Below are 26,165 nucleotides of genomic sequence, written 5' to 3' on the forward strand. Positions count from 1 at the left end.
TTCGCTCATGCGGTTGCACCGAAGCGTTTCCTGGCCTCCGCGACCGGCAGCGTCTCGCGCTCGCCGGTCCGGCGGTTCTTGATCTCGATCTCGCCGGCGGCCACGCCGCGCGGCCCGACGATCACCTGCCAGGGCAGGCCGATCAGGTCCGCGGTGGCGAACTTGCCGCCCGGCCGCTGGTCGGTGTCGTCGTAAAGCACATCCTTGCCGGCGCTGGTGAAGGCGGCGTAGAGCTCGCCGCAGACGCGGTCGCACTCGGCGTCGCCGGCCTTCATGTTGATCAGGCTGATGTCGAACGGCGTCACCGCTTCCGGCCAGATGATGCCGTTATCGTCATGGCTGGCCTCGATGATCGCCGCCACCAGCCGCGACGGACCGATACCGTAGGAGCCGCCGGAAATGAAATGATCCTTGCCGTCGGGCCCGGTCACCTTGGCGCCCATGGGCTTGGAATATTTGTCGCCGAAATGGAAGATGTGGCCGACCTCGATGCCGCGTGCCGAGACCCGGTCGGCTTCGCCAAGCTTGTCCCAGGCCGCCTCGTCATGCATCTCGTCGGTGGCGGCGTAAGGCGTCGTCCACGTCTTGACGATGTCGGCGATCTCGCCGTCATTGCCGAAGTCGGTTTTCTCGCCGGGCACCTGCAGCGACAGATATTCGCGGTCGCAATAGACCTGGCTCTCGCCGGTGTCGGCCAGGATGATGAATTCATGGCTGAGATCGCCGCCGATCGGCCCGGTGTCGGCTCGCATCGGAATGGCCTGCAGCCCCATGCGCGTGAACGTTCGGAGATAGGATACGAACATGCGGTTGTAGGCGGCTTTGGCGCCCTCGAAATCGAGGTCGAAGGAATAAGCGTCCTTCATCAGGAATTCGCGCGAGCGCATGACGCCGAAGCGCGGACGCACCTCGTCGCGGAACTTCCACTGGATGTGGTAGAGGTTTAGCGGCAAGTCCTTGTAGGACTTGACGTAGGCGCGCACGATTTCGGTGACCACTTCCTCATTGGTCGGACCGTAGAGCATGTCGCGGTCCTGCCGGTCCTTGATGCGCAGCATCTCCTTGCCATAGTCGTCATAGCGGCCGCTTTCGCGCCACAGATCGGCCGACTGGATGGTCGGCATCAGGATTTCCAGAGCGCCGGCGCGGTTCTGCTCCTCGCGGATGATGCGGCAGACCTTGTCGAGCACCAGCTTGCCTAGCGGCAGCCAGGAAAAGCTGCCCTGCCCCTGCTGGCGGATCATGCCGGCACGCAGCATCAGCCGGTGCGAGACGATCTCGGCCTCGCGCGGATTTTCTTTCAGGATGGGCAGGAAAAACTGCGACAAACGCATGGACAGGTCCGTGAGAGAGGAGGCTGCGCCGGAATCGGCGCGGCTGGCTTGCTTGCCCCGGCTTCATAGCTATTTCGTGACGGAATGGAAACCCGACCGGCCGCATCGGCCGGAAATCGCAAAAATCGATTCTTCTTCCAAAGACCTTCGCACCGAAAACGATAATGCTTTTGATACAAAATGATGACCTGACTCCGAAGTGCTCACACACGCTTTGCGCGTCCGGGCGACGCGGCACACCTGACCAGATTAAGGCGGCAGCCCCGGTGTTGTTCGTTTCGCAAGCAAAGCCTGCCGCACTATTGTGCACTGCAGCACAGATTGCCCGATTGCGGGCAAAATTCTGCGTGACAATTTCATCAGGGTTAGGCTAGTGTGCCCCGATAACCGAGAGGGTGGAGAAAAATCTGCTCTCCTACGCGGTCAAAGTCTTGGGAGGATGCGATCTAGGCGCGGTTACCCGCTGCCGCCGGAAACCGGAAAACAGATCGGAACGCGTTTAAATTGCAAGGCCTTGTGCCTTGCATTTTTTTTTGCCCGATCATCTGGTTAGATCAACCTGTTCCCAAATCACGTGAGCTTGCGTCAGCCTGACACCAAGGCGTGATTCTAATGCGGGTGGGCCATGCCTGGCCGCCGATTGCGCATCGCAAGCTGGTGAGCCAAAACCTGAGTTTGGCGCTCCGAAACAGGCACAAACATCCCAGCCGATCTGTCGGCGGGAAAGTGTTTAGTTAGCCGGTGCCTGGCTGGCTTCGGGGATGATGTGCGGGACTTCGTCGAGGCTGTAGCCCAGCCCGTGCGTCAGGCTGTAGAAAACCCCCATGACGACAGCCGTGACGATGGTGGTGCGGATCACGGCACGCAGCATATGCGGTCCGCGCGGCGCGCTCGCAACCGTGCCCAGCGTCACGTCATGGTCGTCATCCTGCGTCTTGACGCTGAACGGCAGCACGATGAACAGCATCAGCCACCAGGTGATGAAGAACAGGGCGGCAAACGAAATCCAGCTCATGCCTGCTCCAGTTCGACCAGCGTGCCGAAGAAATCCTTGGGATGCAGGAACAGCACCGGCTTGCCGTGGGCGCCGGTTTTGGGATTGCCGTCGCCCAGCACGCGGGCGCCGCTCGCTTTGAGGTGATCGCGCGCGACAAGGATGTCGTCGACCTCGTAGCAGACATGATGCATGCCACCCGAGGGGTTCTTGTCCAGAAAGGCCGCGATCGGCGACCGTTCGCCCAGCGGCTCCAGGAGTTCGATCTTGGTGTTGCCGACATCGACGAACACCACGGTAACGCCATGCTCGGGCAGCGCTTGCGGCGCGGTGACCTTCGCGCCAAGCGTATCGCGATAGGCCGCAATCGCCGCGGCCAGGTCCGGCACGGCAAGTGCTACATGGTTCAGGCGTCCCAGCATGAAGTGCTCCACAAGTTAAGGGAGTAGGGAATGGGCAGTAGGCAGTAGTGATACATCTGCATTTTTCTCCACTGCCTACCGCCTACTGCCTATTCCCTCACCTCGTCACAAACACCGTCACCAGCGGCTTCTTGCCCCAGGCCTCGTTGGCGGCGCCGCGCACGGCGCGGCGCACCGCTTCCTGCACCAGATCGAGGTCCTTGCGGCGCTGGCGAGGGATCGAGTCGACCGCGCCGACGGCCGCGTCGAGCATCAGATCTTCCATGTTTTCGCCACGGGCATCGGCCTCGGCGACGCCGATGGCGACCAGATCGGGATCGCCGGCGAGCTCATATTTGTCGTCGAGCACGACATTGACCGCGACATGGCCGGCGAAGGATAGCTTGCGCCGGTCGCGTATGCCCATCGCCTGGTCGGTGCCGATCAGCCTGCCGTCCTTGTAGATGCGGCCGAACGGCACCTGGTCGATGATCGTGGCCGGACCCGGCGCCAGCCGCAGCATGTCGCCGTCGCGCACCTGCGCCACCTGGCCGATGCCGGAGGTCGACATCAGCGACCCCTGCGCCACCAGATGCGCGGCTTCGCCATGCACGGGAACGCCGATCTGCGGCCGCACCCACTCATACATCCTGCGCAATTCGCTGCGGCGGGGATGGCCGGAGACATGCACAAGCGCGTCGCCATCCTCGATGATCTTGATGCCGAGGTCGATGAGGCGGTTCTTGATCTCGAGGATCGCCTTCTCGTTGCCGGGAATGGTGCGCGAGGAAAACACCACCGTGTCGCCGGCCGTAAGCGACACCGACTTCATCTCGTCGCGCGAAAGTTTTGCCAGCGCCGCCAGCGACTCGCCCTGGCTGCCGGTGCAGATGATGACCAGGTTCTCGCGCGGGATGAAGCCGAAATCCTCCTCGGCGATGAACTCCGGCAGCCCGTCCATGTAGCCGAGCTCGCCGGCGACATCGATGACCCGCTTCAGCGAGCGGCCGAGCACCAGGCACTGGCGGCCGGCATCGCGCGCCGCCTTGGCGATCGAGACGATGCGCCCGACATTGGAAGAGAAGGTGGTGACGGCGACACGGCCGACAGCGCTCTGGATGACGCCCCTGAGGCCTTCGCCCACCGCCACCTCCGACGGCGATTCGCCTTCGCGCAGCGCATTGGTGGAATCGCAGACCAGCGCCAGCACACCCTTGTCGCCATAGGCGCGAAACCGCGCCTCGTCGGTCTTGGGGCCGATCGTCGGTTCCGGATCGATCTTCCAGTCGCCGGTATGGATGACGGTGCCGGCCGGCGAGGTGATCGCCAGCGACATCGGCTCGGGGATCGAGTGCGCCACCGGAATGGCCTCGATCGAGAACGGGCCGACGGTGAATGTCTCGCCTGCCCGGTAGATCGTCACCGGAATTTTCTTCGGCGCGCCCTGCTCGCCCTGCCGCTTTGCGTCCAGCAGGCCGGCGCTGAACGGCGTCATCCACACCGGCGCCTTCAGCTTCGGCCAGATGTCGAGCAGCGCCCCGTAATGGTCTTCATGCGCGTGGGTGATGATGATGCCGCGCAGGCCGGCGAGGTTTTCCTCGATGAAGCGCGTATCGGGCAGGATCAGGTCGACGCCAGGATGCGCCGCATCGGGAAAGGTCACCCCGACATCGACGACGATCCACTCGCGCGCGCTAGGCGGCCCATAGCCGTAAAGGGCGAAGTTCATGCCGATCTCGCCGACGCCGCCGAGCGGCACGAAGACGAGTTCGGCGTTTTGCGCTTTCGCCATCAATTTTCCCTTCCCGGCCCTTGCGGCCAGCCCTAAACTTTTGCCGACGCGACGGCGCCGAAATGCACGTCGCCGGCGGCTACCGTCACGACCGACCCCTCATCATCGCGGATCACGAAACGGCAGTCCGCGTCAATGGTCTCGAAGGTACCGCGCACCACATTCCCGTCAATCCTGACAGCAACCTCGCCGCCAAGCCCCGCCGCGCGCGCCAGCCAGCGACGCCGGATGGCGTCGAGCCCGCGTCCGTCGTCCCACAGCCGGGCATTGTCGGTCCAGGCATCGGACAGCGCCAAAAACAGCGTTTCGGCGTCGCATGTCGCGCCCAGCGCCTGAAGCGATGTCGCCGGATACGGCAAATCCGGCGGATGCGCCACCACATTGACGCCGATGCCCACCGCCACCGCGAAACGGCCGCCATCGAGAATGGCCGATTCCAGCAGGATGCCGGCCAATTTGGCGCCGGAGGCAAGCACATCGTTCGGCCATTTCAGCTCGAAGCGGTTCTGCCCCTGGCTGGCGCCGTCGAGGCCGATGGCGATCCTGCCCTTCGGCACCACGGCGTCAAGCGCATCGGCCAGCGACAGGCCGGCGACGAAGCCCAGCGTCGCCGCCAGACGCAACTCACCGCCGGTGATGACCAGCAATGTCGCCGCCAGATTGCCCTCGGGCGATACCCAGGCCCTGCCGCGGCGGCCACGGCCGCTTTCCTGCTTCTTGGAAACGACCCACAATTTGCCGGGGTCGCCTGCCTTTGCATGGTCCAGCGCAAGCGTGTTGGTGGAACCTACACTGTCATGGGCCTCGAGCCGGAACCCTTCCGTTTCGGAGGTGGGAGCCAGCCGAAATGCCATTCCGGTCAGAAAAATGTCTTGGCGGCGGCTTCGGCGTAGGTCGCGATCGGACCGCCGATCAGCACATAGAACAGCACGAAAGCGCCGGAGACACCGAGCACGAGGCGCAGTTCGACGGCCATCGGCACGAAACCGCCGGCGGGTTCGTCGAACCACATGAGCTTGATGATGCGCAGATAGTAGAAAGCGCCCACGACCGAGGCCAGCACGCCGATGATCGCCAGCGCGTAGAGGTTGGCGTTGATGGCGGCGAGGAACACGTACCATTTCCCCCAGAAGCCGGCGAGCGGCGGGATGCCGGCCAGCGAGAACATCAGGATGGTCAGGATCGTCGCCATGATCGGGTTGGTCGACGACAGACCGGCGAGATCGCTGATCTGCTCGACATTGCCTTCCTTGCGCCGCATGGCGAGGATGAAGGCGAAGGTGCCGAGCGTCATGACGAGATAGATCAGCATGTAGATGGCGACGCCGCGCACGCCGGCCTGGCTGTTGGCGGCAAGGCCGACCAGTGCGTAGCCCATATGGCCGATCGAGGAGTAGGCCATCAGCCGCTTGATGTTGGTCTGGCCGATTGCGGCAAAGGAGCCGAGCGCCATCGAGGCGATCGAGATGAAGACGATGATCTGCTGCCAGTCGGAAGCGATCGGCTTGAAGGCGCCCATGGTGACGCGCACGATCAGCGCCATTGCCGCCATTTTGGGGGCAGCCGCCAGGAAGGCGGTGACCGGCGTCGGCGCGCCCTCGTAGACATCAGGCGTCCACATGTGGAACGGCACCGCCGAAATCTTGAAGGCAAGGCCGGCCAAAACGAAGACCAGGCCGACGACGAGCCCCAACTGGCGCTCGCCCCTGCCGAGCGCCGAGGCGATTTCCTGGAAGCCGACATTGCCGGTGTAGCCGTAAATGAGGCTGATGCCGTAAAGCAGCATGCCCGACGACAGCGCGCCAAGCACAAAATACTTCAAACCGGCCTCGGTCGAACGCAGATTGTCGCGATTGATCGCCGCCAGCACGTAAATCGCCAGCGACTGCAGCTCGAGGCCGAGATAGAGCCCGATCATGCCGTTGGCCGAGATCATCAGCATCATGCCGAGCGTGCAGAGCAGGATCAGCACCGGGTATTCGAACTTGTCGAAATGCTCCTGCCTGGCGAAGCGCATCGACATCACCAGCGTCACCGCCGAACCGATCAGCGACAGCACCTTCATGAAGCGGGAGAACGGATCCTGGATGAAGGCGTTGCCATAGGCTGCGCCCTGCCCCGTGGGAAAGATCAGCCATAGGCCTGCGATCACCAGCACGGCGACGGCAAGGCCGGTCACCAGAATGGCCTTGTTGGCGCGCGAATAGGCGCCGACCATCAACAGCGCCAGCGCGCCGATGGCGAGGATCAGCTCCGGCGTCGAGAGCGAAAGGCTGGAATAAAGGTCCGGCGTCATGGTTCGCAAAACCTCTGGTCAGTTCGCCGCCGCGGTCTGCGCGGCGCCGATGGATGCGGTGACATTGGTGACGAGCGCCTTGACCGACTGGGCCGTGGCATCGAAGACGGGAGCGGGATAGACGCCGAAGAAGATGACCAGCACGACCAGCGGGTAGATGATCGCCTTCTCGCGCGTCGACAGATCGAGCAGGCCCTTCAGGCTTTCCTTGGTCAGCGCGCCGAAGATCACCCGGCGGTAGAGCCAGAGTGCGTAGGCGGCCGACAGGATGACGCCGGTGGCGGCGAAGAACGCCACCCAGGTGTTGACCCGGAACACGCCGAGCATGGTCAGGAACTCGCCAACGAAACCTGACGTGCCCGGCAAGCCGACATTGGCCATGGTGAAGATCAGGAACACCGTGGCGTATTTCGGCATGTTGTTGACCAAGCCACCATAAGCGTCGATCTCGCGCGTGTGCATGCGGTCGTAAATGACGCCGACGCACAGGAACAGCGCGCCCGAGACGAGGCCGTGGCTCAGCATCTGGAAGATCGCGCCCTGCACGCCTTCCTGGTTCATGGCGAAGATGCCCATGGTGACGAAGCCCATATGGGCGACGGAGGAATAGGCGATCAGCTTCTTCATGTCCTCCTGCATCAGCGCCACCAGCGAGGTGTAGATGATGGCGACGACCGACAGCGTAAACACCAGCGGCGCGAACATTTCCGAGGCCAGCGGGAACATCGGCAGGGAAAAGCGCAGGAAGCCGTACCCGCCCATTTTCAACAGGATGCCGGCCAGGATCACCGAGCCCGCCGTCGGCGCTTCGACGTGGGCGTCGGGCAGCCAGGTGTGCACCGGCCACATCGGCATCTTCACCGCGAAGGAGGCGAAGAAGGCCAGAAATAGCCATGTCTGCATGTGGGCCGGGAAGTTGTGGGTCAGCAGCGTCGGGATGTCGGTGGTGCCCGCCTGGAAGAACATCGCCATGATGGCGAGCAGCATCAGCACCGAGCCGGCCAGCGTGTAGAGGAAGAACTTGAACGAGGCATAGACGCGGCGCTTGCCGCCCCAGACGCCGATGATGATGAACATCGGGATCAGGCCGGCCTCGAAGAAGACGTAGAACAGCACGATGTCGAGCGCGCAGAACACGCCGATCATCAGCGTTTCCAAGAGCAGGAAGGCGATCATGTAGGCCTTGACCCGCTTGTCGATCGCTTCCCACGACGCCAGGATGCAGAGCGGCATCAGGAACGTCGTCAGGATGACGAACAGCATCGAAATGCCGTCGACGCCCATATGGTAGGAGATGCCGGAATCCAACCAGGCAAACTTCTCGACGAACTGGAAGCCGGCTTGCGAATTGTCGAAGCCGGTCCAGATGAACAGCGAGATGATGAAGGTGGCCGCTGTCGTCGTGAACGCGATGGTGCGGATGTTGCGACGCGCATTCGGGCTGTCATCCCTGATGAACAGGATCATCAGCACACCTACGAGCGGCAGGAAGGTGACCAGCGAGAGGATTGGCCAGGCGGTCATCAGAGCATCATCCAGGTGACGAGTGCGGCCACGCCGATCAGCATGGCGAAGGCATAGTGATAGAGATAGCCGGTCTGCAGCTTGACGACGCGGTCGGTGACGTCGACGACGCGCGCCGAAATGCCGTCAGGACCGAGCCCGTCGATGATGGTGCCGTCGCCGGTCTTCCACAAGAACCTGCCCAGCGCCTTTGCCGGCCGCACGAACAGGACGTCGTAGAGCTCGTCAAAGTACCATTTGTTGAGCAGGAAGGCATACAGCAGCCGATGGTTGGCGGCGACACTCAGGGGCAGTTCCGGCGAGCGGATGTAGAACTTCCAGGCGACTGCAAAGCCGATGACCATGGCGACGAACGGTGCCAGCTCGACCCACAGCGGCAATTCGTGGATATCGTGCAGGATGTGGTTGTCCGGCAGCGTGAACAGCGAGGCCTTCCAGAATTCGGTATAGCCTTCGCCGATGAAGGCACCATGGAAGATAACGCCGGCAAACAGCGCGCCCGCGGCCAGGATGAACAGCGGCACCAGCATCACCGGCGGCGATTCATGGACATGGTGCATGACGTCGTGGCTCGCCCGCGGCTCGCCGTGGAAGGTCATGAAGATCAGCCGCCAGGAGTAGAAGGAGGTGAAGCAGGCGGCGATGACCAGCAGGACAAAAGCGAGGCCGGCGACCGAATTGTGGCCGGCAAAGGCAGCCTCGATGATGGCATCCTTGGAGAAGAAGCCGGCGGTGCCGATGACGGTCACCGGAATGCCGACACCGGTCAGCGCCAGCGTGCCGATCACCATCATCCAGTAGGTCTTCGGAATGAGCTTCCGCAGGCCACCCATCTTGCGCATGTCCTGCTCGTCGGAGACGGCATGGATGACCGAGCCGGAGCCCAGGAACAGCAGCGCCTTGAAGAAGGCATGCGTGAACAAATGGAAGATCGCCGCGCCATAGGCGCCGACGCCGAGCGCGACGAACATGTAGCCGAGCTGCGAGCAGGTCGAATAGGCGATGACGCGCTTGATGTCGTTCTGAACCAGGCCGACGGTCGCCGCGAAGAAGGCGGTGAAGGCGCCGATGAAGGTCACCACCGTGAGCGCCGAATGCGACAGTTCGAAGAGCGGCGACAGCCGCGCCAGCATGAACACGCCGGCCGTCACCATGGTGGCGGCATGGATCAGCGCGGAAACCGGCGTCGGGCCTTCCATCGCGTCCGGCAGCCAGGTGTGCAGCGGCACCTGCGCCGACTTGCCCATGGCGCCCATGAACAGCAGCAGGCAGACGATGGTCATGGCCGCCTGCTTGTCCAGCGCATAGCCGAGGAAGGTCAGCACGGCGGCCCCTTGCGGCGCGCCTTCAGCCGGAATGAACGTCGCGGCATTGGCGAAGATGGTGCCGAGATTGACCGAGCCGAACAAAACGAAGACGCCGAAAATGCCGAGCGCGAAGCCGAAATCGCCGACGCGGTTGACGACGAAGGCCTTGATGGCAGCGGCATTGGCCGACGGCTTCTTGTACCAGAAGCCGATCAGCAAATAGGACGCGAGACCCACCCCTTCCCAGCCGAAGAACATCTGCACCAGATTGTCCGCCGTCACCAGCATCAGCATGGCGAAGGTGAACAGCGACAGATAGGCGAAGAAGCGCGGCCGGTTCGGATCGTGGTGCATGTAGCCGATCGAATAGATGTGGACCAGCGCCGACACCGTGTTGACCACCACCAGCATGACCACCGTCAGCGTATCGATCCTGAGCGCCCAGGACGCGTCCAAGCCGCCGGATTGGATCCAGCGCAGTACCGGCACGGTGAACACCTCGCCTTCGCCGAAGCCGACGGAGAAGAAGGCGACCCAGGACAGCACGGCCGAGATCACCAGGAAGCCCGAGGTGATATATTCCGATGCCTTGGCGCCGAGCGCATTGCCGAACAGGCCGACAATCAGGAAGCCGAGCAGCGGAAGGAAGACGATCGCTTGATACATGTTAGCCCCGTCAACCCTTCATCTGGTTCACGTCTTCGACCGCGATCGAGCCGCGGTTGCGGAAGAAGACGACGAGAATGGCAAGACCGATGGCCGCTTCGGCGGCCGCGACCGTCAGCACGAACAGGGCAAACACCTGGCCGACGAGATCGCCCAATGCCGCCGAGAAGGCGACGAAATTGATGTTGACCGCCAAAAGGATCAGCTCGATCGACATCAGGATGACGATGATGTTCCTGCGGTTCAGGAAGATGCCGAACACGCCGAGCGTGAACAGGATCGCCGATACGGTCAGGTAATGTGCGATGCCGACGACCATCTCAGAGCCCCTCGCCCGACTTGACCTTGCGGATTTCCATGCCTGTCGCCGGCGTGCGGCCGACCTGGGCGGCGATCGACTGCCGCTTGACCCCTTCCTTGTGGCGCAGCGTCAGGACGATGGCGCCGATCATGGCGACCAGCAGGATGAGGCCCGAAATCTGGAAGTAGTAGAGGTAGTCCGTATAGAGGATGTCGCCGAGTGCTGCGGTGTTTGTCCGCGCGGCAAGATCCGGGATGGGTTTGGAGACCGTCGAGGCCAGTTGCGGCGCGAAGGTGTAGCCGCCGAGCACCACGATCAGCTCGGCCGCCAGGATCAGCCCGACCAGCGCGCCGATCGGCGCATATTGCAGGGCGCCTTCCTTCATCTCGGCGAAGTCGACATCGAGCATCATGACGACGAACAGGAACAGCACCATGACCGCGCCGACATAGACGACGAGCAGGATCATCGCCAGGAACTCGGCGCCGGTCAGCATGAACAGGCCGGCGGCGTTGAAGAAGGTCAGGATCAGGAACAGCACGGAATGCACGGGGTTGCGCGACGAAATGACCATGAAGGCCGACGCCACCGCGACAAAGGCGAAGAGGTAGAAAAAGGCCGCCTCTAGTCCACTCAGCATTGGGGATCCCCCGGGTTCCTGTCCAAACAGGACATCCGTCCTGTTTGATTTCTGCGACCGCCTCCGGCCGGCAAGTTGCGTTGTCCTTAGACGAGGCCCCTCGCCCCGTCCATGCGTCAAATGTCAGCGGTAGGGCGAGTCCAGCGAGATGTTGCGCGCCAGTTCGCGCTCCCAGCGGTCGCCATTCGCCAGCAGCCTGTCCTTGTCGTAGTAAAGCTCTTCGCGCGTCTCCGTCGCGAACTCGAAATTCGGCCCCTCGACGATGGCGTCGACCGGGCAGGCTTCCTGGCAGAAGCCGCAATAGATGCACTTCACCATGTCGATGTCGTAGCGCACGGTGCGGCGCGTGCCGTCATTGCGGCGCGGGCCGGCCTCGATGGTGATCGCCTGCGCCGGACAGATCGCTTCGCACAGCTTGCAGGCGATGCAGCGTTCCTCGCCATTGGGATAGCGGCGCAGCGCGTGCTCGCCACGGAAGCGCGGGCTGGTCGGCCCCTTTTCGTGCGGATAGTTGATCGTCTCCTTCGGCGCGAAGAACTGGCGCATCGACAGGAAGAAGGCGCTGACGAAATCCTGCAGCAGCAGCGATTTGGCGGCCTGGCCAAGAGCGGACATCACGCAAACCCCGTGATCTTGAGGAAGGCCGCGGTGGCAACGACCATGAACAGCGAGATCGGCAAAAACACTTTCCAGCCGAGCCGCATCAGCTGGTCGTATCGGTAGCGCGGCACGAAGGCCTTCACCATGGAGAACATGAAGAACATCAGGCAGATCTTGAGCACGAACCAGATCACGCCGGGCACCCAGGTGAAGGGGGCGAAGTCGAAGGGCGGCAGCCAGCCGCCGAGGAACAGGATGGTGGCTAGCGCGCACATCATCACCACGGCGACGTATTCGCCGAGGAAGAACAACAGGAACGGCGTCGACGAATATTCGACCATATGGCCGGCGACCAATTCGGACTCGGCTTCCACCAGGTCGAAGGGCGGGCGGTTGGTCTCGGCCAGCGCCGAGATGAAGAAAATGACGAACATCGGGAACAGCGCCAGCCAGTGCCAGTCGAGGAAGCTGTTGGGCAGGCCAAGCTTGGTGCCCAGCCCATCCTGCTGCGACAGCACGATGTCCGACAGGTTGAGCGAGCCGACGCAGAGCAGCACGGTGACGATGACGAAGCCGATCGAGACTTCGTAGGACACCATCTGCGCCGCCGAGCGCAGCGCGCCGAGGAACGGGTATTTGGAGTTGGACGCCCAGCCGCCCATGATCACGCCATAGACCTCGAGCGAGGAGATGGCGAAGACGTAGAGGATGCCGACATTGACGTTGGCGATCCCCCAGCCGGCATTGACGGGAATGACCGCCCAGGCCGAGATTGCCAGCACGGCCGACACCAGCGGCGCCAGCAGGAACACGCCCTTGTTGGCGCCGGACGGAATGACCGGTTCCTTGAAGACGAATTTTAGCAGATCGGCGAAAGCCTGCAGCGTGCCCCACGGGCCGACGACGTTCGGGCCGCGGCGCAATTGTACCGCCGCCCAGATCTTGCGGTCGGCGTAAAGCAGGTAGGCAACCCCGATCAGCAAAACGACGATCAGCACGACCGACTTTAAAAGGATGATCAGCGTCGGCAGCACGTAGAAGGAGAAGAAGGTGTCCATGTCTACTCTGCCGCCTGCCTGAAGCCGTTTTTCGCCAGCGCCGAGCATTCCGCCATGACGGCGGAGGCCCGCGCAATCGGGTTGGTCAGATAGAAATCCGTGACCGGCGAGGTGAAAGTGCCCTTGTTCAGCCGCCCGCCGAGCTTCGCCACCCTAGCGACGTCATCGGCATTGCCGGCTTCGACATGATCGATGCGGGCGAGATGCGGGTATTCGCCATAGAGTTTGGCGCGCAACTGCTGCAGCGAATCGAAGGGTAGTTTCTTGCCCAGCACATCGGACAATGCCCTCAGGATCGCCCAGTCTTCGCGCGCGTCGCCCGGCGCGAAGCCCGCGCGGTTGGTCTGCTGCACGCGTCCCTCGGTGTTGACATAGGTGCCGGACTTTTCGGTGTAAGCGGCTCCCGGCAGGATGACATTGGCGCGGTGCGCACCGGCGTCGCCATGCGTTCCGACATAGACGACGAAGGCGCCGCCGGTCTTGGACATGTCGATCTCGTCGGCGCCGAGCAGGAACAGAACCTCGCTCTCACCCAGCATGCCGGCAACGTTCTTGCCGCCCCTGCCAGGCACGAAGCCGACATCGAGACCGCCGACGCGCGCGGCTGCAGTGTGCAGCACGGCAAAGCCGTTCCAGTCGGCGCGGGCAGCGTTGACGGCGGTGGCGAGTTTCGCCGCCTGGCCGAGCACCGCCGCGCCGTCGGCACGCGACAGCGCGCCCTGGCCGACGATGATCAGCGGATGCGTCGCCTTCTTCAGCACCTGGAAGAACTTGCCATTGCCGTCGGCCAGGTCTTTCAGCGACTCCGGACCGGCGCCGAGCTGTTCGTAGTCGTAACGCGTGTCGCCGACCTCGCCGATGACGCCGACCGGCAGATTGCCGATCCGCCAGCGTTTGCGGATGCGGGCATTGAGCACCGAGGCCTCGAAGCGCGGATTGGCGCCGATGATCAGCACCGCGTCGGCCTGCTCGATGCCCTCGATGGTCGGGTTGAAGATGTAGCTGGCGCGGCCGAGCGCGGGATCGAGTGCGGCGCCGTCCTGGCGGCAATCGGTGTTCCTTGAGCCCAACGCAGCCATAAGCTGCTTCAGTGCGTAGATTTCCTCGACGGCGGCAAGATCGCCCGCAATCGCGCCGATTTTCTCGGGCGCAGCATTCGACGCCGCATCCCTGATCGCAACGAACGCTTCGGCCCAGCTGGCCGGCGCCAACTTTCCGTCCTTGCGGACATAGGGGCGGTCGAGGCGCTGCGTGCGCAATCCGTCCCATATGAAGCGGGTCTTGTCGGAAATCCACTCCTCGTTCACCGCTTCATTGACGCGCGGCAGGATGCGCATCACCTCGCGGCCACGGCTGTCGACGCGGATTGCCGAGCCGACGGCGTCCATGACGTCGATGGATTCTGTCTTGGTCAGCTCCCACGGCCGTGCCTGGAAGGCGAAAGGCTTGGAGGTCAGCGCGCCGACCGGGCAGAGGTCGATGACATTGCCCTGCAGCTCCGAGGTCATGGCGCTTTCGAGATAGGTGGTGATCTCGGCATCCTCGCCGCGGCCGATCAGGCCAAGCTCGGAAATGCCCGCAACTTCCGTGGTGAAGCGGACGCAGCGCGTGCAGTGGATGCAGCGGTTCATAACCGTCTTGACCAATGGGCCGATATACTTGTCTTCGACCGCGCGCTTGTTCTCGTGATAGCGCGAGGAATCGACGCCGAAGGCCATCGCCTGGTCCTGCAGGTCGCATTCGCCGCCCTGGTCGCAGATCGGGCAATCCAGCGGATGGTTGATCAAGAGGAATTCCATCACGCCTTCGCGGGCCTTCTTGACCATCGGCGTGTTGGTGAAGATTTCAGGCGCCTCGCCATTGGGTCCCGGACGGAGGTCGCGCACATTCATGGCGCAGGAGGCCTGCGGCTTCGGCGGCCCGCCCTTCACCTCGATCAGGCACATGCGGCAATTGCCGGCGATCGACAGCCGCTCATGGAAGCAGAAGCGCGGCACTTCCGCGCCGGCGTCCTCGGCTGCCTGCAGCAGCGTGTAGTGGTCGGGTACAGTGATCTCTTTCCCGTCGACCTTGAGCTTTGCCATCAATTGCCCCCGGCGGTCTGCGCCGTCTCATATGCCTGAAACAGATCGCTCAGCCTGATGCCATTGATCATCATGCCGGCGACTTCAGCGTTTTCTATCTTCAGATTGCTCATATTCACATTGCCGAAAAACGCGTTCGAGAGGTTCGCGTCGTCCACCACGGCCGCCGACAGGTCGACGTTGTGAAACTGCGTGTTCGACAAGTTCACATCGTCAAATCTGGAGTTGCTGACGATGGCATTGCGCACATCGAGAACATCGCTCCTGTCGTGGATCTCCATGCCTGCCACCCCTACTTCTTCGCCTTGGCGGCCAGCGTCAGCGCCGCGGCCTGGCGGGTCCACTCGTCGCGGCCGATACGGCCGGTGAGCGACAGGTAGTCCTCGACCCAGGCGATCTCTTCCGGCGCCCAGGCGGCGATCTGGGCAAAGGTCCAGATGCCGAGGCCGTTCAGCACTTTTTCCAGCTTCGGTCCAACGCCGGTGATCGCCTTGAGATCCGACGGCTTGGCCGGACGAGCCACGGCCTTGGGCTGTCTGAAATCCTCCGGCATCAATCCGATCGTCGCGCCTTCGGCGACGGCATCGGTCTTCTCCGGCTCGGCATCGACGGTGCGAGCGGCAATATCGGTCACATCCTGGGCAAAACTCTGCGCCTCGGCGATCAGGGTTCTGGTCGCCGCGCGCGCCTTGGTGGCGGGGGCGGTCTCGGCGAACCCTTGGCTGCGCTGTTCGAAATCGTCGATGATCGGCTGGAAAATCCGCTGCGATGCCTCGGCAGCACCCGACAAGGCGCCTAGCCACACGCCAAAGGCATGGTTGGCAAGGCCGAAGCCCAGCGCCGACATGGCGGCGGCACCAGCGACAGGATGCGCGAGAAGGTTGACGGCGCTGGCCATCTCCTTCGGCATCATCCTTGTCAAATCCTGGTTCATCTTCTCAAGCTGGTCCAAATTGGGCATCAAAGGGTTCGAATAGGGCGCCATAGACATCTCCTGGTCGTTTCTTCGTCAGCCCCGCCCCTATATTTCCGTCCGGGGCTTGCGCCCGATTTCAATCTACTCAGCAGCCACCATCACCGGTTCGGCCCGGTGCGCGTTGCGCGAAAACTCGTCGATGCGCCGCTCCACCTCGCCGCGGAAATGCCGCATCAGGCCCTGGATCGGCCATGCCGCGGCATCGCCCAGCGCGCAGATCGTATGACCCTCCACCTGTTTGGTGACGTCGAGCAGCATGTCGATCTCGCGCTTCTGCGCCTCGCCGCGCACTAGCCGCTCCATCACCCGCCACATCCAGCCGGTGCCTTCGCGGCACGGTGTGCACTGGCCGCAGCTCTCATGCTTGTAAAAATAGGACAGCCTGGCGATCGCCTTCACGATATCGGTCGACTTGTCCATGACGATGACAGCCGCCGTGCCGAGACCCGATTTCAGGTCGCGCAGCGCATCGAAATCCATCGGCGCATCGATGATCTGCTCGGCCGGCACCAGCGGCACCGAAGCGCCGCCCGGAATGACCGCCAGGAGATTGTCCCAGCCGCCGCGAATGCCGCCGCAATGGGTTTCGATCAGCTCGCGGAACGGGATCGACATCGCCTCTTCGACGGTGCACGGATTGTTGACGTGGCCCGAGATGCAAAACAGCTTGGTGCCGACATTGTTGGGCCGGCCGAAGGACGAGAACCAGGCCGCGCCGCGGCGCAAAATGGTCGGCGCGACCGCGATGGACTCGACATTGTTCACGGTTGTCGGACAACCGTACAAGCCGACATTGGCTGGGAATGGCGGCTTCAGCCGGGGCTGGCCCTTCTTGCCTTCGAGGCTTTCGAGCAGCGCTGTTTCCTCGCCGCAGATGTAGGCGCCGGCGCCGTGGTGCATGTAGATGTCGAAATCGTATCCGGACGTGTTGTTCTTGCCGATCAGCCTGGCCTCATAGGCCTCGTCGATGGCGCGCTGCAGCGCTTCGCGCTCGCGGATGAACTCGCCGCGCACATAGATGTAGGCGGCGACCGCGCCCATGGCGAAGCCGGCGATGAACGAGCCCTCGACCAGCGTGTGCGGATCGTTGCGCAGGATATCGCGGTCCTTGCACGTGCCGGGCTCGGATTCGTCCGCGTTGACAACGAGATAGCTCGGCCTTCCGTCGCTCTGCTTGGGCATGAACGACCATTTCAGCCCGGTCGGGAAACCGGCGCCGCCACGGCCGCGCAGGCCTGACGCCTTCATCTCGTTGACGATCCACTCGCGCCCCTTGGCGATGATGCCGGGCGTGTTGTCCCAGGCGCCGCGCGCCATGGCGCCGGCCAGCGACTTATCGAACAGGCCGTAGATGTTGTTGAAGATGCGGTCTTTGTCAGCCAGCATGACTTACCTCTTTCCCCGCAAGACGATCGAGAACCACACCAGCACGCCCATGCCGGTCGCGGCCATCGATTCCAGGGTATCCGAAAACGGCAATTCGACGAGGCGCCGAAGCCCCTCCAGAAGGATGTTGGCAGCAGCGATGCAGACAACGCCGATGACAATGCTGCGCAGCGTCAGCAAAGATCCGGTGCTTTGCGCTTCAGCCATCAACGTGGCTCCTTGCCGAAGACGCGGATGTATTCGGCGACGCCGCCCTTGGCGAGCGCCTTGGCCTGCTTGCCCCAGTCGTCGCGCTCGATGCGGCCCTGGAAAGCGAGATATCCATCCACCCAGTCGCGCTCGGCCTTATTCCAGGATGCGACCTGTGTGAAGGTGAAGATGCCAAGCGAATGAAGGATGCCCTCGATCTTCGGGCCAATGCCCGAGATCAGCTTGAGATCGTCGACCGCAGCCGGCCTGTCGATTCCGGCCGGACGGTTCTTGTCCTCGAGCGACGGCTTTGCGGGCCTGGCTGCCGGCGCCTTGACGGCCGGGGCCACCGCGGCCTTGACCGCTGGCGCCTTGAATTCCGGCGCAGTGAAGGCAGTTGCCGGCGTGGCGGTGGTCTTCGGGCCATTACGCTGCTTGGCGACCTTCTCGACTTCAGGCGCCGCGGCGTTGGCGTTGGCGGCCGAATGCAGGGGCGCCGGGACGCTCGCCGCTTTTTCCGCCGCCGGTGCAACCTTGGCCCTGGAGGGCGACGTCAACGCCGAGCTGGTTTCCGGCGCATCGGTTTTCGGTTTGCCGGCGTTGGATGGCGCGACCGGGGCGGGCGCTGCAGGAGCGGCAGGAGCCGGAACAGGCGCCGCAATGATTGCGTCGGGCGCCGCGTGGGCAGCCTTGCTCGCGGCCCTGGCTTCCTTGTCGCGCGTTGCTTTGAGGATCGCCTTTTCGCTCTTCAGCGTCGTCAGGCCAGGCGCCGGCTCCGAGCCGGTTCTGCCATTTTGCGGTCCCGTGGGAACCGAGGCGCCCTTGCCTGCATCATAAAGATCGATGATTTCGGCCAGCCGCTCAGGCGTCAGATCCTCGAACGTGTCCTTGAAGACCATCACCATCGGCGCGTTGACGCAGGCGCCGAGGCATTCGACCTCCTCCCACGACAGCGTGCCCTTGTCGTTGGTGTGGAACTGGTCGTGATGGATTTTCGAGCGGCACACATCCATCAGCGCTTCCGAGCCGCGCAGCATGCAGGGCGTGGTGCCGCAGACCTGGATATGCGCGCGCGTGCCGACCGGATTGAGCTGGTACTGCGTGTAGAAGGTCGCGACTTCGAGCCCGCGAATGCGCGGCATGCCGAGCATGTCCGAAATCGTCTCGATCGCCGCCTTGGTGACCCAGCCTTCCTGCTCCTGCGCAATCATCAGCAAGGGAATGATCGCCGACTGCTCGCGGCCCTTCGGATATTTCTTGATCCATTGCTTCGCAACCGCCGCATTCGCCCGGTTGAAGGCGAAGGTGGCTGGCTGGACGCTTGCTTCTGCGAGACGGCGGACTGACATTTAGCGATCGACCTCACCAAACACGATGTCGAGGGAACCCAGGACGGCAGTGACGTCGGCCAGCATGTGGCCACGGCAGAGGAAATCCATGGCTTGCAGATGCGCGAAGCCGGGCGCGCGCAGCTTGCAGCGGTAGGGCTTGTTGGTGCCGTCGGAGACGAGATAGACGCCGAACTCGCCCTTCGGCGCCTCGACCGCGGCATAGACCTCGCCGGCCGGCACGCGGTAACCCTCGGTATAGAGCTTGAAATGATGGATCAGCGCTTCCATCGAGCGCTTCATCGCCTGGCGCTTGGGCGGCACCACCTTGCCGTCGAGGTTCGACACCGGCCCGGTGCTCTCCTTGCCGAGCAGAAGGTCGACGCACTGACGCATGATCTTGGCCGACTGGCGCATTTCTTCCATGCGCACGAGATAACGGTCGTAGCAGTCGCCGTTCTTGCCGATCGGGATGTCGAAATCCATCTCGGAATAGCATTCATAGGGCTGCGACTTGCGCAAATCCCAGGCAGCACCCGAGCCGCGCACCATGACGCCGGAAAAACCCCAGGCCCAGGCGTCGGCAAGCGACACGATACCGATATCGACATTGCGCTGCTTGAAGATGCGGTTGCCGGTAAGCAGCTTGTCGAGGTCGTCAAGCGACTTCAGGAACGGGTCGATCCACTTGCCGATGTCCTCGACCAGCTTCGCCGGCAGATCCTGGTGCACACCGCCCGGACGGAAATAGGCCGCGTGCATGCGCGAACCGGAAGCGCGCTCATAAAACACCATCAGCTTTTCGCGTTCGACGAAACCCCACAGCGGCGGCGTCAGCGCGCCGATATCCAGCGCCTGCGTCGTCACATTGAGGATGTGCGACATGATGCGGCTGAGCTCGGAATAGAGCACGCGGATCAACTGGCCGCGCTTCGGCACTTCGATGCCGAGCAACCGCTCGGTGGCGAGCGCGAAGGCATGCTCCTGGTTCATCGGTGCGCAATAATCGAGCCGGTCGAGATAGGGCACCGCCTGCAGATAGGTCTTGTGCTCGATCAGCTTTTCAGTGCCGCGATGCAGCAAGCCGATATGCGGATCGACGCGGTCGACCACCTCGCCGTCAAGCTCCAGCACAAGACGCAAAACACCGTGTGCCGCAGGGTGCTGCGGTCCGAAGTTGATGTTAAAGTTGCGGACGGAGGTTTCAGCCATTCTGGCGCCTCTGGCGAAGAGTCAGTAGTGAGTAGTGAGTAGTGATCATCAATCTCAATGCCTGCTTCATTCCGCCTGCTTGGCCTGCACCGTTCGGATAAGAGATCTCATCATTTTTCCAATCTCTTCGCATCGCAGCAGCAGCTCAATCACATTGTCTTTTCGCAGCAGGCCAACCCGACATGCCAGCAGTATGTGTGTCTCCAGTTCCTTCAACGAGCCTTGCGCCATGCGCAAAAATTGAACGAACGACCCTCTGTTCTCCCGACCGTATCCCTCCGCGACGTTCGCTGCGACCGAAACCGCCGATCGGCGCATCTGAGAGGTCATGCCGTAAATCTCATCCCTCGGAAACTCTTTGGTGAAACGGTAGCAATCCTCAGCAAGCGTCATCGCCGATTGCCACACCTTCAAGTCGCGATAAGATTCGATCCGTTGCTCCAAATCTTTTCCTACTGACTACTCACTACTTCCTACTCACTGTTTCGCCTTCTCATCGCCCGGCAGGACGTAATCCGTCCCTTCCCATGGCGAAAGAAAATCGAAATTGCGGAATTCCTGCTTCAATTCCACCGGCTCGTAGATCACGCGCTTGGCTTCGTCGTCGTAGCGCACCTCGACGAAACCTGTCAGCGGGAAGTCCTTGCGCAGGGGATGGCCCTCGAAACCGTAATCCGTGAGGATGCGGCGCAGGTCCGGATGGCCGGAGAACAGCACGCCATAGAGATCGTAGGCTTCGCGCTCATACCAGTCGGCGCCGGGATAGACAGCGGTGAGCGACGGCACCAGCGTCTCTTCGTCGGCCTGCAACTTGATGCGGATGCGCAAATTCTGCTTCGGCGACAGCAGATGATAGACGACATCGAAACGCTTGACGCGCGACGGGTAGTCGGCGCCGCAGATATCGATGATCGAAATGAACTGGCAGCCCGAATCGTCACGCAGGAAGCTTGCCACCTCGATCAGATTGTCTGTAGCAACCGAGATCGTCAGTTCGCCATAGGCAAGCACTGCATCGGTGACGCGGCCCGGCAGCTTTTCGCCGAGATAGGTCGACAGTTCGCTCAGGGATGCGGCCATGGGTCTACCGTTCGATCGTGCCGGTGCGGCGGATCTTCTTCTGCAGGAGAAGAATGCCGTAGAGCAGCGCTTCGGCGCTTGGCGGGCAGCCGGGCACATAGATGTCGACCGGCACGATGCGGTCGCAGCCGCGCACCACCGAATAGGAATAGTGATAATAGCCGCCGCCATTGGCGCAGGAGCCCATCGAGATGACGTAGCGCGGCTCCGGCATCTGGTCGTAGACCTTGCGCAAAGCCGGGGCCATCTTGTTGGTCAGCGTTCCCGCCACGATCATGATGTCGGACTGGCGCGGCGACGCGCGAGGAGCCACGCCAAACCTTTCAGAATCATAGCGCGGCATCGAGGTGTGGATCATCTCGACGGCGCAGCAGGCGAGACCGAAGGTCATGAACATCAGCGAGCCGCTGCGTGCCCAGGTGATCAGCGCCTCGGTCGAGGTGACCAGAAAACCCTTGTCGGCCAGTTCATTGTTGATCTCGAGGAAGAACGGATCGTCGGAACCGACCGGACGTCCGGTATTGGGGTCGATCAGGCCTTTGGGCTTCGGCGCGACGAGCGTTCCGGAACTGTCGTTCAATCCCATTCCAGCGCTCCTTTTTTCCACTCATAGGCAAAGCCGATGGTCAGCACCGCCAAAAACACCATCATCGACCAGAAACCGAGCATGCCGATCTTCGAGAACGACACCGCCCACGGAAACAGGAAGGCCACTTCCAGATCGAAGATGATGAACAGGATCGACACCAGGTAGAAGCGGATGTCGAATTTCATCCGGGCATCGTCGAACGAGTTGAACCCGCACTCGTAGGCGGAAAGCTTCTCCGGATCGGGATTGCGATAAGCCACCAGGAACGGCGCGATGATAAGCGCCAGGCCTACAACCGCGGCCACGGCGATGAAGAGGACGATGGGCAGGTATGAACTGAGGAGTACGTTCATGCTCGGCTTTCCGTTGGCGGCCAGTCCACTTTGATTACAGCAACCAACCCTAATGCGGAAGCGCGACAGTTTAACCGCTGAACCGTTTTAGGTGCCTTTGCTGCAACGCGGCGAGGGTTAGCGCACGGCTTTCAGCGAAGCAAGTCAAACCTTGTTCAAAAGACAGTGCTGGACGGCAGGCCGGGAAAAACTGGTCCGATCTCCTCCTGTTTGATTTCCTTCATCTTTCACTCCACTTTTGTCTCCTGACACGTCTCCCGCCATTTGCCTGCTAGCATGACCGGAATCGCCGGCTAAAGTCGGGAAAATGGTTCGAGGCAAGACACTTTGACGAAGGACAAAATCTCACTCCCCACGGCCAGGCGCATCGCGCTCGCCGCGCAAGGATTTCTCGATCCCCGCCCGGTCGGCACGCCCGATCGCCGCCACCTCGCCCGCGTGCTGTCGCGCACCGGCCTGCTGCAGATCGATTCCGTCAGCGCCGTGGTGCGCGCCCACTATATGCCGCTCTATTCGCGCCTTGGCCCCTACCCGCTGGCTTTGCTCGACAATGCGGCCATCACCCGCAAACGCACGGTGTTCGAATACTGGGCGCATGAGGCCTCGTTCCTGCCGGTCGAGACCTACCCGCTGATGCGCTGGCGCATGCAGCGGGCCGAGCAAGGCGGCGAAATGTATCTCGGCCTCGCCAAATGGGGCCGCGAGCACGCCGCCTATATCGAAGAGATCTACCGCGCGGTCGCCGAGCGCGGCCCGATTGCCGCTTCGGCACTGGAAGGCCAGAAAGGTTCGGGCGGCTGGTGGGGCTGGAGCCACGCCAAGCACGCCTTCGAATGGCTGTTCTGGGCCGGACGCATCACCACGGCGCACCGCCGTGGCTTCGAGCGTTTCTACGACCTGCCCGAGCGCGTGCTGCCGCAGGCGATCCTCGATCTGCCGGTGCCGGCGGCCGAGGACGCGCACCGCGAATTGCTGCGCATTTCCGCCCGCGCCCACGGCATCGCGACGTCGGGTGACCTGCGCGATTATTTCCGCTTGTCGCCAGCCGACATGAAGGGCCGGTTGGAGGAACTGGTTGAGATGGGCGAGTTGCTGCCGGTAAACGTCGAAGGCTGGGACAAGCCGGCTTACCTCTATAAGGACGCCCGTCTGCCGCGAAAGATCGAGGCCCGCGCGCTACTGGCGCCCTTCGATCCGGTGGTCTTCGAGCGCGCGCGCACCGAGCGTCTCTTCGATTTCCGCTACCGCATCGAGATCTACACCCCGGCCGACAAGCGGCAATATGGCTATTACGTGCTGCCTTTCTTGCTCGGCGACAAGATCGTCGCCCGCGTCGACCTCAAGGCCGACCGGCCTGCGAGTGTCTTACGCGTCCACGCCGCCTATGCCGAAGCAGGCGCACCGCCTGAGACCACCGCACAGCTTTTCGAGGAACTAAAGGAGATGCAGGGCTGGCTTGGCCTTGAGCGCATCGAAGTGACGCCGGCCGGCAATCTGGGGCCGGCATTGGCTAGCGAGAGAGATGGCCAACCCTTGCAGCGTCTGTCATAGACGCCTCAATAAGCCTCGTAGGTTGTGCAATGGCATCGGACAAAGTGCTCGACATGATCCATGGCGCCCTCATTGCGCATGGAATAGATGCAGTCCGCAGAGATAGGGACGTCATGCTCCAATCGAAGCAGCTTCGGTTTGAGGCTGAGGTGTTCGAGACGAGTTCTGACCGGCTGGTCCTGGAAATCTACATTTTTTCTCCGCTGCTTGATGTTCAGCCGGTCATTGAATCCTTTGCTGGCTTCGGCGACACGCGCGAACAGGAACTGAACCAGGCGTTTGAAAAGTTTCTCCGTGGTGTTTTCCATGTGGCCATTGAGGGACTGGCCGAACACGTCTGCGAGAACATGCAGGCCGAAATAGAGCTTTGGCAGCGAAGCAGCGCCAGTTGGAAGATCTGGCGAAAAGATGCCCGCTGGAAAATCTATAGCGGCCCGGTCATTTCCCAGGCCACAACCGAGCTATGCTCGCTGACACCAGGCTATCCAGCATTCTATGCCAAGCTGGAAAAGCTGTTCACAGCTTCGGTACCCCCCGGAAGCCATTTTGTCCGGACCTTTCTGGCAGGCTTGAAGGGCACGCTGATTAGTGCCGAAGTCCTTCTGGACAACGCGGTTTGGCATGAGGGACAGAATCTGGCTGTCGGTCATGACTGGGACTATAGCGATGGCTATCAAGCTATCCGACAGGTCATCCTGGCACTGCCGGAAGCCGGGACATGACAGCCCCTGCCGACATCGCCATGTCGTAGCCGTGCGTTGACACCGCCGCCCGCAAAAGCCTAAATCCGCTGCAGACGGTCCCCTGCCCGCAACGGCAAGGGCCAAGAGGGAATGCGGTGCGGGATTTCGGTCCCAAATCCGCGGCTGTCCCCGCAACTGTAAGCGACGAGCCAAGGCCGAAAGCCACTGGGTAACACCGGGAAGGCGGCTAACCAAGGCGACGACCCGCGAGCCAGGAGACCTGCCGTCTGAGACAAAGTATCCGATCGCCTGGCGGGTTTCCGGGCAAGGAGCACGGTTTTTGGACCAGAACAGCAGTTTTTCGGCTGGCACAGCGGACATTGCGTCCGGGGACAACGACGCCCTGCCCTGCGTGACCGTCATCGTCTGCGCCTCCTGCCGCGATGAGACCGGTTCCGACGCCCATCCGCGCGCCGGCGAATTGCTGGCTGAGGACACACGCCGCGCCGCTGCCGGCGATATCCGGGTCCGCACCGCCGAATGTCTCGGCAATTGCAAGCGCCGCCTCAGCGCCGCTATCCTGCGCGATGGCTGCTGGAGCTATGTCTTCGGCGATCTGACCGCAACCAGCGGCGCCGACCTCGTTACCGGCGCAAAGCTCTTCGCGACTTCGGCCGACGGCCTCATCCCGTGGCGCGGCCGGCCCGATAGCCTCAAGCGCGGCCTCGTTGCCCGCATCCCACACCTCGACATGCTGAAGGACTGACGATGAACGCTTCAAACCCGGCCGCCAACCTCTCCCGTGTTCCCTGCACTGTCGTTACAGGCTTCCTCGGCGCCGGCAAGACGACGCTGGTCCGCCATCTCCTGGAAAATGCCGGCGGCAAGCGCATCGCCATCATCGTCAACGAGTTCGGCGACATCGGCATCGACGGGGAAATCCTGAAAGGCTGCGGCATCGACACCTGCCCCGAGGAAAACATCGTCGAACTGGCCAATGGCTGCATCTGCTGTACAGTCGCCGACGATTTCGTGCCCGCCCTCGACAAGATCCTCGCGCTGACACCGAGGGTCGACCACATCCTGATCGAGACCTCGGGCCTCGCTCTGCCCAAGCCGCTGGTCCAGGCGTTCCAGTGGCCAAGCGTGAAGAGCCGGGTGACCGTCGATGGCGTCATCGCCGTGGTCGACGGCCCGGCGCTGGCCGAAGGCCGCGTCGCCAACGACATGGACGCGTTGCAGGCACAGCGCGCTCAGGACGAAACGCTCGACCACGACGATCCGGTCGAAGAAGTCTTCGAGGACCAGATCGCCTGCGCCGACCTGATCATCCTGTCGAAAAGCGATTTGATGGATTCAGCCGGTTCGGCCCGCGCCAACGCCATCATCAATGAGCATTCCGCTCGCGCGGTAAAAATCGTGCCGACTGCGCATGGCAAGGTCGACCCGTCGGTGCTGCTTGGCCTCGGTCTCGCCGTCGAAGACGACATCGAGAACCGCAAGTCGCATCACGACGGCGCTTTCGATCATGAGCATGACGATTTCGACACCTTCATCGTCGACATCCCCTCGATCGCCAATCCCGACGACCTGGCCAAGCGTGTCGCCACCGCCGCCGAACAGGAAAACGTGTTGCGTGTAAAAGGCTTCGTCGATGTCGGCGGCAAGCCGATGCGGCTTTTGCTGCAGGCCGTCGGCCCACGCGTCAACCATTACTATGACCGCGCCTGGACGGCCGAGGACGATCGCCGCTCGCGTCTCGTCGTCATTGGCCTGAAGGGGCTGAACCGTCCGGCGATCGAGCGTATACTCGCCGGTTGA

Annotated in this window: 27 protein-coding genes and 1 riboswitch; of the genes, 4 read left to right on the forward strand and 23 right to left on the reverse strand. The window is 62.5% G+C overall.

The genetic code is table 11. The annotated features are described in order from the left end of the window. Positions 1-5: 5 nt before the first annotated feature. The 23 genes from proS to NKJ88_RS22420 form a co-directional block, all read right to left on the reverse strand. Positions 6-1,334 carry a proline--tRNA ligase gene (proS, locus tag NKJ88_RS22310; RefSeq protein ID WP_023823103.1) on the reverse strand — a complete coding sequence of 443 codons (1,329 nt, stop codon included), beginning with the start codon at positions 1,332-1,334 and terminating at the stop codon, positions 6-8. Between the two features lie 730 nt (positions 1,335-2,064). Continuing rightward, positions 2,065-2,349: a DUF1467 family protein gene (locus NKJ88_RS22315; RefSeq protein ID WP_023823104.1), complete on the reverse strand. Its 285-nt coding sequence runs from the start codon at positions 2,347-2,349 to the stop codon at positions 2,065-2,067. Continuing rightward, positions 2,346-2,750, reverse strand: a complete 405-nt coding sequence (gene mce, locus NKJ88_RS22320; protein ID WP_023805491.1) for a methylmalonyl-CoA epimerase — start codon at positions 2,748-2,750, stop codon at positions 2,346-2,348. Before mce ends, NKJ88_RS22315 begins: the two co-directional genes overlap by 4 nt. A 97-nt stretch (positions 2,751-2,847) precedes the next feature. Further along, positions 2,848-4,521 carry a ribonuclease J gene (locus NKJ88_RS22325; RefSeq protein ID WP_023753471.1) on the reverse strand — a complete coding sequence of 558 codons (1,674 nt, stop codon included), beginning with the start codon at positions 4,519-4,521 and terminating at the stop codon, positions 2,848-2,850. Positions 4,522-4,553: 32 nt separating this feature from the next. Then, the gene (locus NKJ88_RS22330) at positions 4,554-5,375 is read right to left on the reverse strand and encodes a biotin--[acetyl-CoA-carboxylase] ligase (protein ID WP_352445505.1); all 822 of its coding nucleotides are present in this window, start codon (positions 5,373-5,375) and stop codon (positions 4,554-4,556) included. Between the two features lie 5 nt (positions 5,376-5,380). Next, entirely contained in the window at positions 5,381-6,817 is a 1,437-nt protein-coding gene (gene nuoN / locus NKJ88_RS22335; protein WP_023823105.1) for an NADH-quinone oxidoreductase subunit NuoN, read from the reverse strand. Between the two features lie 18 nt (positions 6,818-6,835). Beyond that, positions 6,836-8,341, reverse strand: coding sequence for an NADH-quinone oxidoreductase subunit M (locus NKJ88_RS22340; protein ID WP_023823106.1), 1,506 nt, complete (start codon positions 8,339-8,341; stop codon positions 6,836-6,838). Beyond that, positions 8,341-10,314, reverse strand: coding sequence for an NADH-quinone oxidoreductase subunit L (nuoL, locus tag NKJ88_RS22345; RefSeq protein ID WP_352445507.1), 1,974 nt, complete (start codon positions 10,312-10,314; stop codon positions 8,341-8,343). The genes NKJ88_RS22340 and nuoL overlap by 1 nt, the downstream gene beginning before the upstream one ends. Positions 10,315-10,324: 10 nt before the next feature. After that, positions 10,325-10,633 carry an NADH-quinone oxidoreductase subunit NuoK gene (gene nuoK, locus NKJ88_RS22350; protein ID WP_023670810.1) on the reverse strand — a complete coding sequence of 103 codons (309 nt, stop codon included), beginning with the start codon at positions 10,631-10,633 and terminating at the stop codon, positions 10,325-10,327. 1 nt (position 10,634) lies between these two features. Then, complete coding sequence (locus NKJ88_RS22355) at positions 10,635-11,255, reverse strand: NADH-quinone oxidoreductase subunit J (protein ID WP_023690957.1); 621 nt, start codon at positions 11,253-11,255, stop codon at positions 10,635-10,637. A gap of 123 nt (positions 11,256-11,378) precedes the next feature. Then, entirely contained in the window at positions 11,379-11,870 is a 492-nt protein-coding gene (gene nuoI, locus NKJ88_RS22360) for an NADH-quinone oxidoreductase subunit NuoI (protein ID WP_023690956.1), read from the reverse strand. After that, the gene (nuoH, locus tag NKJ88_RS22365; protein ID WP_023685202.1) at positions 11,870-12,913 is read right to left on the reverse strand and encodes an NADH-quinone oxidoreductase subunit NuoH; all 1,044 of its coding nucleotides are present in this window, start codon (positions 12,911-12,913) and stop codon (positions 11,870-11,872) included. The genes nuoI and nuoH overlap by 1 nt, the downstream gene beginning before the upstream one ends. A gap of 2 nt (positions 12,914-12,915) precedes the next feature. Beyond that, complete coding sequence (nuoG, locus tag NKJ88_RS22370) at positions 12,916-14,997, reverse strand: NADH-quinone oxidoreductase subunit NuoG (RefSeq protein WP_023823108.1); 2,082 nt, start codon at positions 14,995-14,997, stop codon at positions 12,916-12,918. Further along, positions 14,997-15,278, reverse strand: coding sequence for a pentapeptide repeat-containing protein (locus NKJ88_RS22375; protein WP_023731233.1), 282 nt, complete (start codon positions 15,276-15,278; stop codon positions 14,997-14,999). Before NKJ88_RS22375 ends, nuoG begins: the two co-directional genes overlap by 1 nt. Positions 15,279-15,289: 11 nt before the next feature. After that, entirely contained in the window at positions 15,290-15,982 is a 693-nt protein-coding gene (locus tag NKJ88_RS22380; protein ID WP_023823109.1) for a helix-hairpin-helix domain-containing protein, read from the reverse strand. A 72-nt stretch (positions 15,983-16,054) separates the two neighbouring features. Further along, positions 16,055-17,359, reverse strand: coding sequence for an NADH-quinone oxidoreductase subunit NuoF (gene nuoF / locus NKJ88_RS22385; RefSeq protein ID WP_023670819.1), 1,305 nt, complete (start codon positions 17,357-17,359; stop codon positions 16,055-16,057). A gap of 3 nt (positions 17,360-17,362) precedes the next feature. Then, positions 17,363-17,566: a hypothetical protein gene (locus NKJ88_RS22390; protein WP_023690953.1), complete on the reverse strand. Its 204-nt coding sequence runs from the start codon at positions 17,564-17,566 to the stop codon at positions 17,363-17,365. After that, on the reverse strand, positions 17,566-18,897 hold the full coding sequence (locus NKJ88_RS22395; RefSeq protein WP_023823111.1) for an NADH-quinone oxidoreductase subunit E: 1,332 nt from the start codon (positions 18,895-18,897) through the stop codon (positions 17,566-17,568). The genes NKJ88_RS22390 and NKJ88_RS22395 overlap by 1 nt, the downstream gene beginning before the upstream one ends. Then, positions 18,898-20,088, reverse strand: coding sequence for an NADH-quinone oxidoreductase subunit D (locus NKJ88_RS22400; RefSeq protein ID WP_023670822.1), 1,191 nt, complete (start codon positions 20,086-20,088; stop codon positions 18,898-18,900). 66 nt (positions 20,089-20,154) lie between these two features. Continuing rightward, complete coding sequence (locus tag NKJ88_RS22405; protein WP_352445511.1) at positions 20,155-20,532, reverse strand: four helix bundle protein; 378 nt, start codon at positions 20,530-20,532, stop codon at positions 20,155-20,157. Between the two features lie 33 nt (positions 20,533-20,565). After that, complete coding sequence (locus NKJ88_RS22410) at positions 20,566-21,168, reverse strand: NADH-quinone oxidoreductase subunit C (RefSeq protein WP_023823112.1); 603 nt, start codon at positions 21,166-21,168, stop codon at positions 20,566-20,568. Between the two features lie 4 nt (positions 21,169-21,172). Beyond that, positions 21,173-21,754: a NuoB/complex I 20 kDa subunit family protein gene (locus tag NKJ88_RS22415; protein ID WP_023670824.1), complete on the reverse strand. Its 582-nt coding sequence runs from the start codon at positions 21,752-21,754 to the stop codon at positions 21,173-21,175. Beyond that, positions 21,745-22,110: an NADH-quinone oxidoreductase subunit A gene (locus NKJ88_RS22420; RefSeq protein ID WP_023670825.1), complete on the reverse strand. Its 366-nt coding sequence runs from the start codon at positions 22,108-22,110 to the stop codon at positions 21,745-21,747. The genes NKJ88_RS22415 and NKJ88_RS22420 overlap by 10 nt, the downstream gene beginning before the upstream one ends. A 327-nt stretch (positions 22,111-22,437) precedes the next feature. Between NKJ88_RS22420 and NKJ88_RS22425 the strand changes: the two genes are divergently transcribed. The 4 genes from NKJ88_RS22425 to cobW all read left to right on the forward strand — a co-directional run bounded on the left by NKJ88_RS22425 (position 22,438) and on the right by cobW (position 26,165). Continuing rightward, the gene (locus NKJ88_RS22425; protein WP_352445513.1) at positions 22,438-23,661 is read left to right on the forward strand and encodes a winged helix-turn-helix domain-containing protein; all 1,224 of its coding nucleotides are present in this window, start codon (positions 22,438-22,440) and stop codon (positions 23,659-23,661) included. A gap of 29 nt (positions 23,662-23,690) precedes the next feature. Beyond that, complete coding sequence (locus tag NKJ88_RS22430) at positions 23,691-24,383, forward strand: DUF6348 family protein (protein WP_023823113.1); 693 nt, start codon at positions 23,691-23,693, stop codon at positions 24,381-24,383. Positions 24,384-24,441: 58 nt separating this feature from the next. Then, a riboswitch (cobalamin riboswitch) is annotated at positions 24,442-24,646 on the forward strand. A 38-nt stretch (positions 24,647-24,684) separates the two neighbouring features. Next, positions 24,685-25,110 (forward strand): DUF1636 family protein, encoded by a 426-nt coding sequence (locus NKJ88_RS22435; RefSeq protein WP_352445515.1) that lies wholly within the window; start codon positions 24,685-24,687, stop codon positions 25,108-25,110. A 2-nt stretch (positions 25,111-25,112) separates the two neighbouring features. After that, positions 25,113-26,165 carry a cobalamin biosynthesis protein CobW gene (cobW, locus tag NKJ88_RS22440; RefSeq protein ID WP_023823115.1) on the forward strand — a complete coding sequence of 351 codons (1,053 nt, stop codon included), beginning with the start codon at positions 25,113-25,115 and terminating at the stop codon, positions 26,163-26,165.

This window comes from Mesorhizobium sp. M0016 (genome assembly GCF_040324035.1).
Lineage (GTDB): Bacteria > Pseudomonadota > Alphaproteobacteria > Rhizobiales > Rhizobiaceae > Mesorhizobium.